The sequence below is a fragment of the Clostridium sp. genome, assembly GCF_021443865.1.
In the GTDB taxonomy this organism is placed as follows: domain Bacteria; phylum Bacillota; class Clostridia; order Clostridiales; family Clostridiaceae; genus Clostridium.
Genome location: NZ_JABUTB010000002.1, coordinates 16,874 through 35,432, shown reverse-complemented (window position 1 = coordinate 35,432; position 18,559 = coordinate 16,874). Strand labels below are relative to the sequence as shown.

Sequence of the window (18,559 nt, the reverse complement as noted above, 5' to 3'; positions counted from 1 at the left end):
GCATGAAATAATGAAAGAATTAAGGAATAAATTCCTATGAAATTTATAAATTTTCATAATTCAGCTTGTCTGATTTATTTCATAAATTATGCATTACTAATTATCTTATTGGCTTGGCAATTTTTATAATACTTAAAATTTTATAAAAAAACTTACACATCTCTTAGATTTATGGTATTATATTTGAGGTCAAAAAAAATGCATAAAAACTTTGGTACTAATTGGAAACGATACATGTGAGCTTTTCACTGATTAACGAACAACACACATATATTTTTATGCCTATTTTATAAAAAGGAGGCACTACTTATGCCAAAGACAAAATTACAAAGTTTTATTTTTTCAACTATGATGGTATTTATCATGGTTTATGCTATGGTATGCTACAACATTGCAATTGCTATGGGTGGAATGTACAACGAAATATTTCTTATAGCATTATATGAAATGCCAATAATGTGGCCAATTGGAGTAGCTCTTGAATATCTTATAATTGGAAAATTAGCAAAAAAACTAGCCTTTAATATAGTTTCAGTAGATGATAAAAAGATATTTATAATTCTTGCAATATCTTCTATGACTGTATGTTTAATGTGCCCAATCATGAGTTTAATTGCAACTATTCTTTTTGCAAATCCAGGAAGAGATATAATTGCTGTATGGTTACAAAAAACAGTTATGAATTTCCCAATGGCATTTTTCTTCCAAATATTCTTTGCTGGTCCAGTAGTAAGAAGATTATTTAGTACATTAGTAAAAGAAAAGTAATACTAAAAAGCTTAAGTATAATAAATACCCCCTTACACCAAAATAGTTGTAAGGGGGTATTTAAAAACTCCCAAAGGAGTTTTTGCCTTAATTATGCATTAAAAAAGGGTTGCCTAAGCAACCCCTATTTTATCTTATTCTTCTTCCCATCTTAATGATCTCTTAACTGCCTTTGACCATCCATTGCAGTACTTCTTAACCTTGTCTGCATCTAGATTTGGTTCAAATTCATCTGACTTATGCCAGAATTTCTTAACTTCTTCTTTGTCCTTCCAGAATCCTACTGCAAGTCCTGCTAAGCAAGCAGCTCCTAAAGCTGTAGTTTCTGATATTATAGGTCTAATTACATTTGTTCCTAATATATCAGATTGGAATTGCATTAAGAATTTATTTCTACTTGCTCCTCCATCTACTTTTATTCCCTTAAGTTCTGTTCCTAAGTCTTCCTTCATAGCATCAATAAGATCCTTAGTTTGATATGCTATTGATTCTAATGCCGCTCTAATTAAATGATTTCTATTTGCTCCCCTAGTTAAACCAAAAATGGCCCCTCTTGCATACATATCCCAATGTGGTGCTCCTAGTCCAACGAAAGCTGGAACTATATAAACTCCACCATTATCATCAACTTTTGTTGCAAAGTATTCAGTATCTGCTGAATCATTAACTAATTTTAATTCATCTCTAAGCCATTGAACTACTGCTCCTCCAACGAAAACAGATCCTTCTAAAGCATATTGAACCTTTCCATCTAAGCCTATTGCTATAGTAGTTAAAAGTCCATTTTTACTTTCAACCATTTCTTCACCAGTATTCATTAGTAAGAAACATCCAGTACCATAAGTGTTTTTAGCTTCTCCTTTTTCAAAACAAGTTTGGCCAAATAAAGCTGCTTGTTGGTCACCTGCTATTCCAGCTATAGGAACATTTACATCTGACTTTCCTCCAAGATTAGTATATCCATATACTTCTGATGAATTTTTAACTTCTGGTAACATAGATTTTGGAATATTTAATTCTTCTAAAATCCTATCATCCCATTTTAAGTCTTTTATATTGTAAAGCATTGTTCTAGAAGCATTTGTGTAATCTGTAATATGAACCTTTCCATTTGTTAACTTCCATACAAGCCATGTATCTACAGTTCCAAATAATAAGTCTCCTCTTTCAGCCTTTTCTCTTGCTCCTTCTACATTGTCTAATATCCATTTAATTTTAGTTCCTGAGAAGTATGCATCAACAACTAATCCTGTATTTTCTTTTATATATCCCTCTAACCCTTTAGCTTTTAAATTGTCGCATATGTCTGCTGTTCTTCTACATTGCCAAACTATAGCATTATATACTGGAGCTCCAGTATTTTTGTCCCATACTATTGTTGTTTCTCTTTGATTTGTAATTCCTATTGCTGCTACTTCGTCTTGGCTAATGTTAGTTTTAGCTATAACTTCTTGAAGAACTCCATATTGAGTTGCCCAAATTTCTAATGGATCATGTTCTACCCAGCCTTCTTTAGGATATATTTGAGTAAACTCTTTTTGGCTTACTCCTAATATATTTTGTTCCTTATCAAAAACTATTGCTCTTGAACTAGTAGTACCTTGGTCTAAAGCTATAATATATTTCTTCATAAATCCCAACTCCTTCATCTATTACAATTATAATTTTAAAATAAAATCGAAAACTAAGCTACCAAAAACTCCTCCTAATATAGGTGCTATTACTGGTATCCATGAATATGACCAATCTGAGTCAATCTTATTTTTCATTGGTAAGAAAGCATGTACTATTCTAGGTCCTAAATCTCTAGCTGGATTTATAGCATATCCAGTTGTTCCACCTAATGATAAGCCTATTGCCCATACTAAAATACCTACTAAGAATGAACCCATTATACCTACTGTACCTACTATATCTCCTCCAGGTCCTTGAAGTGTAGTTTTAAATACTTCACTGTAAGTTATTCCTCTTATACCTATAAGTAATACGAAAGTTCCAGTAAATTCACCAATAAAATTGTATAAATTGCTTCTTAATGCTGGAGCTGTACAGAAAGTACCTCTAACATCTTCTCCAACTTCTGTTTCATCATAATGTAATTTGTAGTTAGCATAAACTATAAGCATACCTACCATAGCACCAAGCATTTGGCAAACAATATACATTAAAACTTTATCCCATGGGAATAATCCTGATGCTGCAAGTCCAATAGTTACTGCTGGATTTAAATGAGCTCCACCCATCCATCCTGTAATATAAGCCGCAATTGCTACAGCGAATCCCCATCCTGCTGTAATAACAATCCATCCTGAAGAATTACCCTTTGTCTTTCTTAAGACAACGTTTGCAACAACTCCGTTACCAAGTAAAATTAAAATAAGAGTACCAATGAATTCAGAAAAATAAGCTTGCATGTTTTTTCTCCCCTTTTAAATATTTAATTTTTATATTTTAAATTAAAATATAATCATAACAAAAACTACATAAAACTGCCCGAACAGTTCTATGTAGTTTATCTCCAAATCTCTTCTACATATACCATATGTTTTTATTAGTGGTGGATATTCCTGTTGCTCCACTTTTTAATGTTTCTACCACATCCACTTTTTCAGATATTAGGCCTCCTGATATTAGAGGTTTATCCAAAGTTGATGAAATCTCTTTAATTATCTTAAATAATAGTCCTGGAAGAATCTCTATTGCATCACATTCCTTAACTAAGTGATTTTTCATATTTTTCTTAGATAAGCTGTCTATCATAAAAATTCTTTGAATAACTATGAACCCAAGTTTCTTTGCACTTCTTAATACCTGTGGTTTTGTACTTATTATCCCTTTAAAGCTTGTATTTTCTTTTAGGAACTTTAAGGCATATTCATTACTAGAAAGGCCTTCCACTAAATCCACATGTATAATACCTATTTTTTTGCTACTTGATATCCTGTCACTTATTGACTTCATATTAAGTATATTACCATATAAAACGAATATAACCTTTAGGTCACTCTCTAATGCTGCTTCAAGATCACTATCATCTTTTATAGCAGCAACAACTGGATTTTCTTCTAATATATCTTTAAAACTACTCATTAAATCACTATCCTTAAAGCTTATATTTTGTAATCATTTACAGAACACTATCATTCTAACATCCTCAAAAGTTACTGTCAATTATATCTATAATGTATTTTTCTACATTTTGTATTTATTGTTAAAATATAAACATTCGAATAATATACATATTTAACCTTTTTTATATTTATATTTAATATAATGCGTATATTATTTAAAAGAACCTATTTTCCAAGGAAATATTTAAAGAAAAAAGATGTATTAAATTTGACTTTAATACATCTTTAACAAAGCTTATAAAACCTTAGATAAGAAATCTTGTGTTCTTGGATTCTTAGGATTATCGAATATTTCCTCTGGAGCTCCTTGTTCTACAATCTTTCCTCCGTCCATAAATAAAATCCTATCTCCAACTTCCCTTGCAAATCCCATTTCATGAGTTACAACTACCATTGTCATACCTTCTTTTGCAAGATCCTTCATAACATTTAAAACTTCTCCTACCATTTCAGGATCTAATGCTGATGTCGGTTCATCAAATAACATAACATCTGGTTCCATAGCTAAAGCTCTTGCTATTGCTATTCTTTGCTTTTGGCCTCCTGATAATGATGATGGATAAGCATCTGCCTTATCTAATAAACCTACTTTATTTAATAAATCATTTGCTTTTATTATTGCATCATTTTTAGATTTATTCTTTACATTTATAGGGGCAATAGTTAGATTTTCTAAAACTGTCTTATGAGGAAATAAGTTAAATTGTTGGAATACCATTCCCATCTTTTCTCTTACTTCGTTAATATTAGTATTTTTATCTGTTATATTCTTGCCTTCAAAAATAATTTCTCCATCAGTAGGAACTTCTAATAGATTTAAACATCTTAAAAAAGTACTTTTTCCAGAGCCTGAAGGTCCAATAACTACTACCACTTCACCTTGGTTTATAGTTTCATCTATACCTTTTAAAACTTCATTTTCTCCAAAATATTTGTGTAAATTTTTAACGTTGATCACCGGCCTTCATTCTCCTTTCTATATAATTCATTAGTCTTCCTAATGTAAATGTAATTACAAAATAGAATGCTGCTGCAACTATTAATGGTTCAAAACCTCTATAAGTCTTACCTCTAATAACCTTAGCTGCATACATGATTTCTCCAACTCCAATTACGGATGCCATTGAAGATTCCTTAATTACAGTAACAAATTCATTACCTATTGCTGGTAAAATATTACTGATTGCTTGTGGCATTACAACAAGTTTCATTGCCATTATCTTGCTCATACCTAAACTTCTTGCTGCTTCATATTGACCTTTATCTACAGCGTCTATACCTGCTCTTATTATTTCAGATACATATGCTGCTGAATTTAAAGAAACAGCTATAATACCTGCTGGTAGTGCTCCCATATTTATTCCAAATAATTCATCGAAAGCATAATATACTATCATAATTTGAAGAAGCATTGGCGTCCCTCTAATTATTTCAATATATGTAGTTGCAATTAGCTTTAATGGATTTATTTTTAATATTGTAAATTGTGATCTCTTCATTAATGTTAAAATAGCACCAAGAAGTACACCACACAATACACTTATAGCTGATATAATTAATGTCCACTTAACACCATCTAAAAAATATGGCAAATATTCAGATAAAAAACTAAAATCTAATGTCAAACCTTACACCCCTTATCTATATTTTTTACAAATTAAAAAATGAATAATCGGAGGATAACTCCTCCAATTACTTCATTTTACTTAGATTTAATTCATTTTTTACAAATTTATTTATTGCTTTTCAACTTGCTTTTCAGCTAATGCATTAGCATCTATAATAAATTGATCTAATAATTTTTCTTCTTTAATTCTCTTAATTGTACTGTTAACTGAATCTGCTAATTCTTTTTCGCCTTTCTTTAATCCTATAGCAGAACCACCTTCAGTATCTTTAACAGTTTCTTCACCAACTACTAATTCTGAATTATTCTTAACTATCATTTCAGCAACTGGCACTTCAACTACTAAAGCTTCAATTTTTCCTGATTTTAAGCTTAATACTAAGTCATTAACATTTGATAATAATTGAATATCAGCCTCTGGGATATTATCTTTAGCTACATCTGCTTGAATAGCACCCATTTGAGCTCCAACCTTTTGTCCTTTTAAATCTGCAAAAGATTTATATTTATCTTTATCTTCTGCTCTTACTACTATTCCTTGTTCAGCTACATAGTAAATATCTGAAAAGTCTACTGCTTCTTTTCTTTCTTCTGTAGGAGTCATAGCTGATATAACTAAATCTATCTTACCTGATGGTACTCCTGCTACTAATGAATCAAAATCCATGTCTTTAATTTCTAATTCAACTCCCATATCTTTTGCTATTTCTTTAGCAATATTAATATCAAATCCTACTATTTCATCTTTTCCTTCACTATTAATTATATGAAACTCATAAGGAGCATAATCTGCACTTAAACCTACAACTAATTTCCCATCTGCTTTTATTTGAGATAGCTTGTCTCCTTCATCAGCTTTCTTTCCACAACTAATTAATCCTATACTCATTACTCCGATAGTTGCTATTGCAAATATCTTCTTTAACATTCCTTTTTTCATGTTTAAACCCCCCTAATTATTTACTTCTTGCCCTCTATTTTTACGATAGCATAATTATACACCTAGTTTTCATTTTTATGCAATACTTTTTTATTAATTTTTTATATTTTTTTATAATTATAATTTTTTATTATTTTCACTATAAAAAACTCCTATTTTTTATAGAAATACTATGTTTTATATATGATAAGTCGAATTATATTATTCATTTTTTAAGAACTTTTATACATAAACTTTAATTAATATTGAAAATTTATGCATAAAATAAAGTTGTCAGATTGTATTTATATTAATTTTTTTATGCAGTTACACTTTTCTTATAAATACATATATTATTATTGGAACATTAGTACAGCAATAATTAGGAGTGATATTTTTTGACTTATAACAAAGAAAGGCATTTTTTCCTAGGAGGTAATACTTATAAGGGCTTCCATTCATTTTTTAACTATCTAATTAATAAAGAGGAAGCTAATAGAGTTATTTGTATTAAGGGAGGTCCAGGAACTGGAAAATCTTATTTGATGAAAAAGGTAGCCGCTTTCTTTCTAGATAAAGGCTATTCAGTTGAATATAATCATTGTTCTTCTGATGAGAAATCTCTTGATGGAATAGTAATACCAGAATTAAAAATCGCTATGCTTGATGGCACTGCTCCACATATGGTGGATCCAATATATCCTGGTGCTATTGATGAAATAATAAATATGGGAATTGCCCTAGATAATGATGCTCTTTCTTTAAACAAAAAAGAATTAATTAGTGTATATAAAGAAATAAGCAACAATTTCCAAAGAGCTTACAAATTTCTTTCTTCAGCTAAACCTATCCACGATGATTGGAGTAGATTAAATTCTAAGGCTCTGGATTATAGTAAAATAATTACTATAACTGATAGTCTTAAGGAAGAAGTTTTTAATAAGCAAAAATCTGGATTTGGTGATGAAAGGCATATATTTGCAACGGCATTTACACCTAGTGGAATACTCACCTTTACCCAGGATTTGGTTGCTAATTATAAACACAAGTTTGTATTACAAGGAGGTCCTGGTTTCAGCAAGACTAAAATCCTTTTAGAATTAGGAAAGCTTGCTCAAAAGAAGGGCTACTTCGTAGAATATCTCCATGACCCATTTAATCCTGAAAGAATTGAGCATATTTTAATTCCTGAAATATCAGTTTCAATAGTTACTGAAAACGAAATTAGTAAATGCTCCTTTGAGGGTAAAATCTATAATATTGAAGATTTTTGTGATAATTCTATTTTAAAGAAAAATGAAAAAGAAATAGAATATGATAAGTATATTTTTAATGAATTAACTGATAAAGCATTAAAATTAATATCTAATGCTCATACCATTCATGATGATTTAGAATCTTATTATATAAAATCTTTAAATTTTGATTTATTAAATAGTATTTTTAATGACACAATTAACAAGCTAACAAAATATATATAAATATATAGAACTCAAATTCTTATTAATACTCCTTAAAAAGTGCTGTGGCACAAATAAAGAGGCTGCCTAGGCAGCCTCTAATTAAGAATTTAAAATGTAAAATGTAGAATTATTGTGCGAAAGCACACTACTTATTATTTAACTAAGTTTATTATGAATAATAAAGAAATAATAGAAATAGCTATACATAGTATTGAATAAATATATTTTTCCTTTCCAAAACTATTTAATAGAAATCTAATTCCCCATAATGCCATTGTAATACATATACCTATTTGTAATGGGAAATATGAATTAAACATTGGCATAATGTTAATGAAATGATATGTTGTTAAAAAAGTAAGTACAATAATTACACTAGTTAAAATTGCTGCTATTGTGCATATTAGTGTAAATAACTCCTTAAAATCAAACTTCTTCATATCCCTCTACTCCTTTATTAAATCTTCAAACTCCTCTTCGTTTAATACATTTACTCCAAGGTCAATAGCTTTTGTAAGTTTAGAACCTGCCTCTTCTCCAGCTATTACATAGTCTGTTTTCTTGCTAACACTGCCAGCTACCTTAGCTCCTAAAAGCTCTAGTTTAGCTTTTATTTCTCCTCTTGAATAATTCTTTAATGTCCCAGTAACTACTACAGTTTTTCCTTCAAAAGGACTAGCAATTATTTCTTTTTCTTTAAATATTGGATTAACTCCAAGCTCTAAAAGTTCATTAATAGTATTAACGGCTTTTTCTTCCTTAAAGAATTCCATTACACCTCTAGCTACTATATCTCCAACATCTTGAACTGATACTAAATCTTCAAAACTTGCATTTTTTAAACCATCAATAGATTTAAACTTATTAACTAAATCTTTAGCAGTTTTAACTCCTACATTAGGAATTCCTAAAGAATATATAAATCTATATAATTCACATTCCTTACTTTTTTCAACTGCATTTAAAAGATTCTCTGCCTTCTTTGGTCCAAACTTATCTAATTGTAATAATTCTTCCTTATTAAGCTTATATAAATCTGCTATAGATTTAATATCTAGCTTTTCAAATAATTGTTCAGCAGTTTTTTCAGAGAAGCCTTCAATATTCATGGCATCTCTAGATGCAAAATGAACTATACTCTTTACCATTTGTGGTTTACATGACAATGTATTTTCACAGAAATAATGAACTCCATTTTGTACTAAATGTGCTCCACAAGCTGGACAAGTTTCAGGAACATTTATTTCTTCTGTTCCTTCTAATGAAGAATCTACTACTCCCATAATTTCAGGAATAACATCATTAGATCTTCTTACAAATACTTCGGCACCAATTCTAACACCTTTTCTTCTAATATCATCTATATTATTTAAGGTAGCTCTTCTAACAGTTACACCTGCAAGATCAATTGGTTCTAATATAGCAGTTGGTCCAACTCTACCACTTCTTCCAACATTCCATTCAACTTCTAATAATTTTGTTGTAGCTTCTTGAGCTTCAAATTTATATGCTATTGCCCACTTAGGGAACTTAACTGTATATCCTAACAGCTCTCTTGTTCTAATATCATCAATAGCTATAACTACACCATCAATATCATAATTTAAATCAAATCTTATACTTCTTATATAATCTATTTCTTTTTCTATTTCCTCTATAGATGAACAATATCTAACATATTCATCCATTGGAAATCCTTTTTCTTTTATAAAATTTAGCATTTCCTCATAAGTCTTAAAAGGTTCTCCCTCTTTATATCCTACATCATAGAAAAATGCTGATAAATTTCTCTTTGCAGTTTCTTTTAAATTTAGATTTCTTAAAGCTCCAGCTGCACCATTTCTTAAATTCTTAAGAGGAACTGTTGCAGTTTTATTATAATTTTCAAAGGCTTCAGTAGTCATTATAGCTTCGCCATGTATCTCGAATAAATCACTATTATCTATTCTTAAAGGAATAGATTTTATTGTTTTAACCTGTGCTGATACTTCTTCACCAACTTCTCCATTACCTCTTGTAGCTGCAGAAGCTAATATACCATTTTCATCATAAGTTAAATTAACTGTTAATCCATCAAACTTCTTAGTAAGAACATATCTTGGAGCTGGTAAAACCTCTCCTCTAATATTCATTTCACTAATAAATCTAAGATTTCTATTATGCCAAGCCTTTAATTCATCAATACTTTGAGCCTTATCTAAACTCCAAAGTCTAGCTCTATGAGGATACTTAACAAATCCCTCTAAAATCCTATCACCAACTCTAACAGTAGGAGAATACGGAAGAACATAATTTATTTCTTCCTCTAAAGCCTTAAGCTCATAATACTTTTGGTCATACTCCTGATCAGTAACTGACGGATTATCCAAAGCGTAATATTCATAAGCATATCTATTTAATTCTTCAACTAATTCTTCAATTCTTTTCTTTTTATCCAAATAAAACACCCCTAGTTATAATGGATAATGAATAATGCATAATTGATAATTGTCGAAATAATTCAGACAAGCTGAATTATGAAAGTTTTAAAATTCTCACTATGTGAGAATTTATACTTTAATTATAAATTTATCAATAAGCATTATTCATTATATAAGTTTTTTCATTCTTTCATTTCAATTTTGCGTCAGCAAAAGAGAAGCTTCATTCTTTAATTCCTTAAATTCCGACCTCGGAGGAATTTATACCTTAATTATGCATTGCGCACTTTAATCAATGCACAATTAATAATGCATAATGCATAATTGTTGATATAATTCAGCAAGCTGAATTATGAAAATTTATAAATTCCCAAGGAATTTATACCTTTATTCTTTAATTCTTTCATTTCGATTTTGCCAATGCAAAAGAGAAGCTTCATTCTTTCATTCCCCTAAATTCCGACCTTGGAGGAATTTATACCTTAATTATGCATTGTACATTGTGCATTATGCATTTGCTACAGCATTTCTAGGTTTGCTAATGAAAGCATAAGTATCTTTATCCCTTGGCTATCAAAGGCTATAGTAAGTTTCTTATCGCTTCCTGTATCTGCAATTGCTACTACTGTTCCAACTCCAAATTTGCTATGTTTTACCTTTCTTCCCATAGTAATCTCATCTCCTGAAACTGTAGATGTAGGTTTTTGCGGTTGTGGTTTTGGTTTATTCATAGAGCTTCCTCTTAAACTATGAGGATTATTAAAGCTGCTTTCTGGTTTGAACATAGCTTTTCTTGTTTCTTGTGCTCCTCCAGTGGCTGATACATATTCCTTTAAATCTGGTTTGATTTCTGCTATGAAATCAGATTGAGGATAGGCTACAGTTCTTCCAAATTGTCTCCTAACTTCAGCAGATGTCATAAATAGTTGTTCTTTAGCTCTAGTTATCCCAACATAGCAAAGTCTTCTTGACTCTTCCATTTCTGACTCACTATCAAAGGAGGCAACTCCTGGGAAGATACCATTTTCCATTCCTACCATAAATACTACCGGGAACTCTAACCCCTTAGCACTATGAACTGTCATTAAAACTATTGTATCATCTTCCTCTTCAAGCTTATCAGTATCTTGAACTAAGGATACCTTCTCTAAGTATGCAGATAAACTCTTATCTTCATTACTCTTTTCAAAATCAACAGCATCTGATACTAATTCTTTTAAGTTTTCTATTCTACTCTTATCTTCTATTTCATCTGACTTTTCTAACTCAGCTATATATCCTGTTTCCTTTAATATAGTTTCTATTAAAACAGATACAGGTAAAACTTCGCTCATATCTACGAATCTTTCCATCATTTCCATAAATACTTCTATTCCACCACAATTTCTTGCAGTAAGAGTTGGGATATTTCTAACTGTATTTAAAGCATCCCATAATGGAAGCTCATAATCATCAGCAAAATCTACAACTTTATTAACAGTTGCATCTCCAATTCCTCTCTTTGGAACATTTATAATTCTTCTTAAGCTTATGCTATCTGTAGGATTTATTAATACCTTTAAATATGAAAGCATATCTTTAATTTCTTTTCTATCATAGAATCTAGTTCCACCTAAAATTTTATATGGAATATCATTTCTTCTTAGACTCTCTTCAAATATACGTGATTGAGCGTTAGTTCTATAAAGAATTGCGAAATCTTTAAAGCTTTTATTTTCTTCCTTCTTTATTTTATTAATTTGACTTGCAACAAAGTTTCCTTCATCGGAGTCTGAATATGCTCTATATACTTTAATTTTATTTCCTGATTCTTGTTCAGTTCTTAAAACTTTACTTTTTCTATTGGCATTATTAACTATAACTACATTGGCTGCATCTAAAATATTTCCCTTTGAACGATAATTTTGTTCAAGTTTTATTACTTTTGCATTAGGATAGTCCTTCTCAAAGTCTAGTATATTCCTAATATCAGCCCCTCTCCATTGATATATGCAGTTATGAACAACAATGTCATTTGCTATATAATTTCTTGCATAATCTACATTTAAATCATAAACATTTCCATTATATTCTTCAAATTCTACAGAAATTATTTTATCTTCAATAATATTATTATCATCTAAAATAGGTAATGCCATTCCTACTCTTAAGCTACCCATTGGCATAAACTTAAAAGTATTATCAGAAGTTAATTTTGCCTTTTTAACTATTTCAAAGTCCTCACAAGTTCTTTCAAGCTTTTTAGCAAATTCTTCTGCATCATCATATAAGGCTCTTTCTGTTTCTACTCTAAAAGTTTTTCTTTGGCCATCTCTAACATTAAATCCAGCAGCTACAAATTTATTTTTATCTTCTCCTCCTGAAGTATTTAGACCTATTCTATGTGAGTAAACTCCTCTTTCTTTTGATTTACGTCCACCAAAGAAGCTTAAATTAATTAACTTTCTTATACTTTCTCCTCTAATCACTGCAGAACTTATGTGATGAGGATAATCTTTATATAAAAATTCTTCTTCCATTAATTTATCTGCTGCATCAAAAGTATTTATTTCCTTAAATAAATTATTTATTTGCTCTTGTCTTAAGCTTATATTTCTTCCTCTAGCATTGAATACTACTTTAGGAATGCCATATTTAACAGAATAAAATTCTTCATAATAAGTTGCTTCTCCTTTAGATTCACAAACCTTTAGTATCCACATCTTATCTGCTTGTTCTCCGTTTAATCTAACTGCTAATCCACTAGCTTTTCTATTTTCTCTACTTCTAATTGAAGAAGTTTGCCCTATTCTATAACCAAATCCATTTTTATACATAAGATAAACGTAGTATTTTCCTTCTCCATTTAAAACTCTAGTAAATGTTAAATGGTTTGGTGTAGATTTTATAATTTTTCCACTTTCAGTAATTACTTTTACTATAGTGCCTTCATAATTTCTTTTAGCAATATTCTTAACCTCTAGTAATTTGCTCTCACCATTACCTACGGCAACTCTAACCTTATTATTTTCATTTAATTCTTCTATTTTAATTTTTCCATTTTCGCCTTCAATTAAAGTTCCTTCAACTAAACACTGGTCATCGTCCCCTACTACGCAGATGTTCTTATGACTCTCTGCAAGTAATCTAATTAATTCATATTGAACTTTATTTGTATCTTGGTACTCATCTACCATAATATATTGGAATTTTCTTTGATAGAATTCTAAAGTTTCTTTATTACTTTTAAATAACTCTACTGTCTTAAATATTAAATCATCAAAGTCTAAGGCATTGTTTTCCTTTAGTCTCTTTTGATACATTTCATAGACATCTGCTATTTTCTTTTCTCTAAAATTACTTTCATGTTCTCTCATAAAGCTTGCAGGACTTTGCATATTATCCTTAGCTTTACCTATCTTACCCATTATTTCTTGTAAGGTTATATCTTTATCATTTATATTTAAAGATTTCATACACTCTTTCATAAGAGTCTTTTGATCTGAAGTATCATAAATTGTAAAATTCTTTTTATATCCTATTTTATCTATTTCTCTTCTAAGTATCTTTACACAAGTAGAGTGGAAGGTTGATATCCACATATCTTCAGCTCTTTCTCCTATTAAAGCTTTAACTCTGTCTTTCATTTCTTTAGCAGCTTTATTAGTAAAAGTTATAGCCAAGATTTTATATGGTAAAACACCTAAATCATTTATCATATGAGCCATTCTATATGTCAAAACTCTAGTTTTTCCTGAACCAGCTCCTGCTAGTATTAATACTTGACCCTCTACAGTAGTGGCCCCTTCATATTGCTCTCTGTTAAGTAATGACTTTAAATCCATCTATACAGCTCCTTTCCTATTACTAACATATTATATCATACATATCTTTTATATTGTTGCCAAAATAGCATCAAAATAGCTATATTATATATAAAATAAACATGAATAAAATTAAATAAAAAAACTCCTTATGGAGCTTCAAAAAATAACTTATTTTAAGTAAATTATATGTAAATTGTAATTCTATGTGAAATATTATATTCATATTTTTATTCTCTTGAATTTTATCATTCATAAATAATTTAACTTTTTACAATTTTTGAATTATAATCTAATAATAGCCACCATTTTATATCAAAGGTTAAAATTAATGATTCTTATGATTTTTTTCTGTAAAAGTTTACTTACTCTATATGACTGGTTTTCATTCTCAAGAAAACATTTACATTCTAAGCAAACAAAAAACGCAACCCTTGGGGCTAGGCTGCGCTTTAGCAATAAGCAATAAATAAAAAGGGGGCTATTTATTCCTTTTATTTATCCTTGCAAAGATATTATATTTCATACACTTTAAAAATGCAAGTTATTTCGAAATAATAATGCAAAAAAAATACCATTATGAATGATTTTACTTCATATTTTTTTAACATTCGTTAAAAGCCTTTTAATATGTTAATTTCCTCTTCTGTAAGCTCTCTATATTCGCCTTCTTCTAAGTCTTCATCTAGTTTTAAGGTTCCAAACTCTACTCTTTGTAAGTAAACTACAGCCTTTCCTACAGCTTCAAACATTCTCTTAACTTGATGGTACTTTCCTTCTTGGATTGTAACCATAACTTCTGAGCCATCTTCTGTAGCTTCTAGTATTTCAAGCTTAGCTTCCTTACATACATATCCATCATCTAATGTTATACCAGCTTTAAATTTCTTAACATCAGCTTCTGTAACCTTCTTGTCTATTTTTGCATAATAAACCTTATCAACCTTCCACTTAGGAGATATTAATCTATGATTTAATTCTCCATCATTAGTTAATAATAAAAGTCCTACAGTATCTTTATCTAATCTTCCAACTGGGAATGGATTGAAAACTTGATGCTCAACTTCTAATAAATCTATTACCGTTTCATCTCTATTATCAACAGTAGCTGAAACTACTCCGTCTGGTTTATTCATCATCAAATAAATATATTTTCTATAAAAAATCTCTTCACCGTTAGCTACTATTTTGTCAACTTCAGGATCTACCTGCATACCATTATCTTTAACTAATTCACCATTTACTTCTATAAGCCCTTTTTTTATAGCTTGCTTAATTTCTTTTCTACTTCCATAACCCAAATTAGCTAAAACCTTATCTAGTCTTTCCATAAAGGCACCTTCTTTCTTAGTATATTTAAACTACTATGAATTATTTTATTACTTAAAATGAAAAGATACAAGGAAAAGAATGAAAAATTAAGAATGAAGAGTGAAGAATTGTTTCTTTCTGTTTTTATGTATAAAAAATGGACCATTATAAATAGTCCATTAAATACACTTTAATTTTTATACTAGTTGAGACATTATCTTAGGCACATAGTTTTGTGTTTCTTCTGGCATTTTATATAAATCACTTGGAGAATTTACTCCTCTTCTTGCAACTGTTCCCGGTCCTGCATTGTATGCCATAAGTGCCATTTCAACATTTCCATTATAACTATCTAAATAAGATTTAATATGCTTAACTCCAGCCTCTATGTTTTCATCGATATCAAAGGGATTTTTTACTCCATAAGCTTCACTATTAAAATCCATTAACTGCATAAGTCCCTTTGCTCCTGCACTTGAAACTGCATTTGGATTAAAATTTGATTCTTGCTTTATAATAGCTAATACTAAATTTTTATCCACACCATATTTACTAGAATATTTATCAACAGCATTATAAATTTTATCCATATCCACAGAAGCATTTTCATAGTAATATATTTTAGCATCATCACTATTTATATTACTATCTATTTTATTATTAGCTTCTAATATTATTTCTCCAGTTTGTATTGGTTCTGTTCTTATTCTTAATGGAATATCCTCTAGTCTTTGTCCTGAGCCTAAAGCTGTATAAGTAAATGAACTTTCATTACTATTTGAATTATCCTTTGAATTCATATTCTCCATTTTATCATTTAACATAGTTTCATAAACCAAATCAAATTCTGGTCCATCACCTATTGCTTGCTTTAACACATCTTTACTTATAGTTAAGCCTAAAAAATCTTCCACCTTAGATATATTCACAGTTTTCCCTCGCTCTCAATATTATACTATTATTAATTTCGTGTATAACATATTATTCTTGAGTCCTAACTTGGAATTCTAAATCATAATAATCTTCATAATTTAACTTTTTATAAAAACTCTTACTTAATACTAAAATTCTATATTTCCCAGGAGTAAATGGAAGGAAGGTATAATAATTTTTCTTACTATAAGGCTGTACCCTTACCCAATTTCCCTTTTCCATAATATAAAATTCATAGCATACATCTTTTCCACCTTCACTAGTTGCCTCAAAGGTTATCTCTTTACCCACTAAAATATTAGAAGTCTCTATATTAATTTTAGTATTTGTTATAGGTACTGCTTCATTTACATAAATTGATATTTCCTTTTTCACATCATATTCTTCTTTACACTGTGCATTTTTAGCGTATATTTCAAAGGTATATTTCCCAGGACATTTAGGTTTAACTTTAATATATTTACTAGCAATAAAACCTGTATCCTCTACTTCATGTCCATTAATTTTAGTTTTATATCTAAGTAATACATTCTTTGTATTTTGAGTTATTATTTCAAATTCTATTTTATCTCCTACTAAATAAGATTCCTTCCCTTCTAAAAGAATATAATCAATTTCTGCTTCTTGATAATCCTTCACTTGGAAGAATATATAATCATGGGCATCATATTCTCTAGAGGAATACTTATCAATTACTCTAACTTCAACTTCATATTCTCCACTTTCTTCTGGAGTAAAGTTAACCCAATTAGTAACTCCATAATTACTTCTTTCTTTTTCAATTCCATCTTTATAAACTATAAATGAGTATTGAAGAAATGTTCCGCCTTCAGCTTTCACCTTTAAATTTATAGGATAACCCTTAATGCAGCCTCTAGTTTTACTTGCACTAATATCTATAATTTTTACAGGCTTCTCTCCCTTTTTATCAATTTTAAAGAGAATTTCTTTTTGATCTTCATAATCTCCATTAAAAGAAATATCTTTAACCTTTAATATAATTTTATATTCTCCATCTGCTTTACTTTCCCAATTAAAGCTTTTAGATCTAATATATCCACTATCTTCAGCAACTGGCCCTTCTACTATATATCTATATAATAGCTCTTTACCTCCTACTACTGAAGCTTTAAATAATACATTATTTCCACATAATTGTGGTGAACTTAATTCTGAAGTAAAACTTTTAATTTTCACTTCTTCATAAGGTTTTATTGAGTAAATCATAGCTGCTCTATCATCATAAGTCTTATTAGAAAAAATATCCCTTACATAACATAATAATTTATATTCTCCTGCTTCTCTTTCAGAAAAAGCTATTAAATTCTTTGTAGAATAATCTTGAATACAGTTAATTCTTCCATTTAAATCTACTCTTAAAAATTTATATAGAATAGTTCTAGACTTTTCATAATTCACTCCAACCTTAAAAATAAGTTCTTCACCTACTAAAAGATCATTAGATAAGCATTTAAATGATGTAACTTCTATAACTGGTTGTTCATTAACCTTAAATTTAACTGTGGTAAAATCATCTAAATTATTATATGAAGATGGTCTTTTACATTCTATTAATATTTCTCCCTCTCCAATTCTTGTAGTAGTAAAGGTTAACTTATTTTCTGTACTGTAATCTCTTAAAGGTTCCCAACCTTGATTACCTTTTAGCCAAAATCTATATAATAAGACCTCTTCATCCCCTGGGGAAAGAACATCTAAATTAAGCTTTTCACCAAGTATTAAGCTTGTCTTATCAATTATTACTTCTTGTATTAATTTATTATTACTATTATTCTTCTCTTCAATAATTTCCTTTTCATTTACACCATTTACCTTATACTTAGTTCTTAGAGTATTAGTAACACCTGAAGCTTTATCTATAGTTTGTATCATTAGCATATAATTCCCTGGCTTTTTAGGCTTCCATTTACACTCTTGATTGTTAGAATAGTCTTGTATTTGTTTCCAAGTAAAACTTCTTTCATTAGGAGTTCCTTCTAAAAACTTGTATTCTAGATTTCCTTCTCCTTCTGATATTACCTTTATATTAATTTCCTCATTTACAATAGATGGACTATCTTTATCGAAAGCTATATTTATCTCACTCATATTCTCTCACCTGTTTTTCTCAATATTACATAATATTATTATACATTTATTCCATAAAAATACAAAACGAATTTT

At 29.4% G+C, this 18,559-nt stretch carries 14 protein-coding genes; 2 read left to right on the top strand and 12 right to left on the bottom strand.

Annotated elements, in window-relative coordinates; all coding sequences use genetic code 11:
- Positions 1-309: 309 nt before the first annotated feature.
- Positions 310-768 (top strand): DUF2798 domain-containing protein, encoded by a 459-nt coding sequence (locus tag HUJ77_RS00370; RefSeq protein WP_291706583.1) that lies wholly within the window; start codon positions 310-312, stop codon positions 766-768.
- Between the two features lie 134 nt (positions 769-902).
- On the opposite strand, the gene glpK is transcribed toward HUJ77_RS00370, so the two are convergent.
- The 6 genes from glpK to HUJ77_RS00340 all read right to left on the bottom strand — a co-directional run bounded on the left by glpK (position 903) and on the right by HUJ77_RS00340 (position 6,466).
- Entirely contained in the window at positions 903-2,399 is a 1,497-nt protein-coding gene (glpK, locus tag HUJ77_RS00365) for a glycerol kinase GlpK (RefSeq protein ID WP_291706582.1), read from the bottom strand.
- Between the two features lie 27 nt (positions 2,400-2,426).
- A complete protein-coding gene (locus HUJ77_RS00360; protein ID WP_291706581.1) occupies positions 2,427-3,182 on the bottom strand; it encodes an MIP/aquaporin family protein in 756 nt (251 codons plus the stop codon).
- A 115-nt stretch (positions 3,183-3,297) separates the two neighbouring features.
- Positions 3,298-3,858 (bottom strand): glycerol-3-phosphate responsive antiterminator, encoded by a 561-nt coding sequence (locus HUJ77_RS00355; RefSeq protein WP_291706580.1) that lies wholly within the window; start codon positions 3,856-3,858, stop codon positions 3,298-3,300.
- 276 nt (positions 3,859-4,134) lie between these two features.
- The gene (locus tag HUJ77_RS00350; RefSeq protein WP_291706579.1) at positions 4,135-4,857 is read right to left on the bottom strand and encodes an amino acid ABC transporter ATP-binding protein; all 723 of its coding nucleotides are present in this window, start codon (positions 4,855-4,857) and stop codon (positions 4,135-4,137) included.
- A complete protein-coding gene (locus HUJ77_RS00345; RefSeq protein WP_291706578.1) occupies positions 4,844-5,524 on the bottom strand; it encodes an amino acid ABC transporter permease in 681 nt (226 codons plus the stop codon). Before HUJ77_RS00345 ends, HUJ77_RS00350 begins: the two co-directional genes overlap by 14 nt.
- Before the next feature lie 111 nt (positions 5,525-5,635).
- A complete protein-coding gene (locus tag HUJ77_RS00340) occupies positions 5,636-6,466 on the bottom strand; it encodes a transporter substrate-binding domain-containing protein (protein WP_291706577.1) in 831 nt (276 codons plus the stop codon).
- A gap of 377 nt (positions 6,467-6,843) precedes the next feature.
- Here HUJ77_RS00340 and HUJ77_RS00335 point away from each other — a divergent pair, with 377 nt between their 5' ends.
- Complete coding sequence (locus HUJ77_RS00335; RefSeq protein ID WP_291706576.1) at positions 6,844-7,926, top strand: ATPase; 1,083 nt, start codon at positions 6,844-6,846, stop codon at positions 7,924-7,926.
- A gap of 134 nt (positions 7,927-8,060) precedes the next feature.
- Here HUJ77_RS00335 and HUJ77_RS00330 read toward each other — a convergent pair whose 3' ends face one another.
- The 6 genes from HUJ77_RS00330 to HUJ77_RS00305 form a co-directional block, all read right to left on the bottom strand.
- Positions 8,061-8,348, bottom strand: a complete 288-nt coding sequence (locus HUJ77_RS00330) for a hypothetical protein (RefSeq protein ID WP_291706575.1) — start codon at positions 8,346-8,348, stop codon at positions 8,061-8,063.
- Between the two features lie 6 nt (positions 8,349-8,354).
- Positions 8,355-10,346, bottom strand: a complete 1,992-nt coding sequence (ligA, locus tag HUJ77_RS00325) for an NAD-dependent DNA ligase LigA (RefSeq protein WP_291706574.1) — start codon at positions 10,344-10,346, stop codon at positions 8,355-8,357.
- A gap of 500 nt (positions 10,347-10,846) precedes the next feature.
- On the bottom strand, positions 10,847-14,152 hold the full coding sequence (locus tag HUJ77_RS00320; RefSeq protein WP_291706573.1) for a UvrD-helicase domain-containing protein: 3,306 nt from the start codon (positions 14,150-14,152) through the stop codon (positions 10,847-10,849).
- A 593-nt stretch (positions 14,153-14,745) separates the two neighbouring features.
- Positions 14,746-15,462: a pseudouridine synthase gene (locus tag HUJ77_RS00315; protein ID WP_291706572.1), complete on the bottom strand. Its 717-nt coding sequence runs from the start codon at positions 15,460-15,462 to the stop codon at positions 14,746-14,748.
- A gap of 177 nt (positions 15,463-15,639) precedes the next feature.
- The gene (locus tag HUJ77_RS00310) at positions 15,640-16,371 is read right to left on the bottom strand and encodes a lytic transglycosylase domain-containing protein (protein ID WP_291706571.1); all 732 of its coding nucleotides are present in this window, start codon (positions 16,369-16,371) and stop codon (positions 15,640-15,642) included.
- 52 nt (positions 16,372-16,423) lie between these two features.
- A complete protein-coding gene (locus HUJ77_RS00305; RefSeq protein ID WP_291706570.1) occupies positions 16,424-18,484 on the bottom strand; it encodes a triple tyrosine motif-containing protein in 2,061 nt (686 codons plus the stop codon).
- Positions 18,485-18,559 lie beyond the last annotated feature (75 nt).

Excerpts from the sequence above, each read along its gene's own strand:
- HUJ77_RS00355 (WP_291706580.1), bottom strand. The coding sequence starts at position 3,858 with ATGAGTAGTTTTAAAGATATATTAGAAGAAAATCCAGTTGTTGCTGCT.
- HUJ77_RS00320 (WP_291706573.1), bottom strand. The coding sequence starts at position 14,152 with ATGGATTTAAAGTCATTACTTAACAGAGAGCAATATGAAGGGGCCACT.
- HUJ77_RS00305 (WP_291706570.1), bottom strand. The coding sequence starts at position 18,484 with ATGAGTGAGATAAATATAGCTTTCGATAAAGATAGTCCATCTATTGTA.
- HUJ77_RS00315 (WP_291706572.1), bottom strand. The coding sequence starts at position 15,462 with ATGGAAAGACTAGATAAGGTTTTAGCTAATTTGGGTTATGGAAGTAGA.
- HUJ77_RS00330 (WP_291706575.1), bottom strand. The coding sequence starts at position 8,348 with ATGAAGAAGTTTGATTTTAAGGAGTTATTTACACTAATATGCACAATA.
- HUJ77_RS00360 (WP_291706581.1), bottom strand. The coding sequence starts at position 3,182 with ATGCAAGCTTATTTTTCTGAATTCATTGGTACTCTTATTTTAATTTTA.
- glpK (WP_291706582.1), bottom strand. The coding sequence starts at position 2,399 with ATGAAGAAATATATTATAGCTTTAGACCAAGGTACTACTAGTTCAAGA.
- HUJ77_RS00370 (WP_291706583.1), top strand. The coding sequence starts at position 310 with ATGCCAAAGACAAAATTACAAAGTTTTATTTTTTCAACTATGATGGTA.
- HUJ77_RS00340 (WP_291706577.1), bottom strand. The coding sequence starts at position 6,466 with ATGAAAAAAGGAATGTTAAAGAAGATATTTGCAATAGCAACTATCGGA.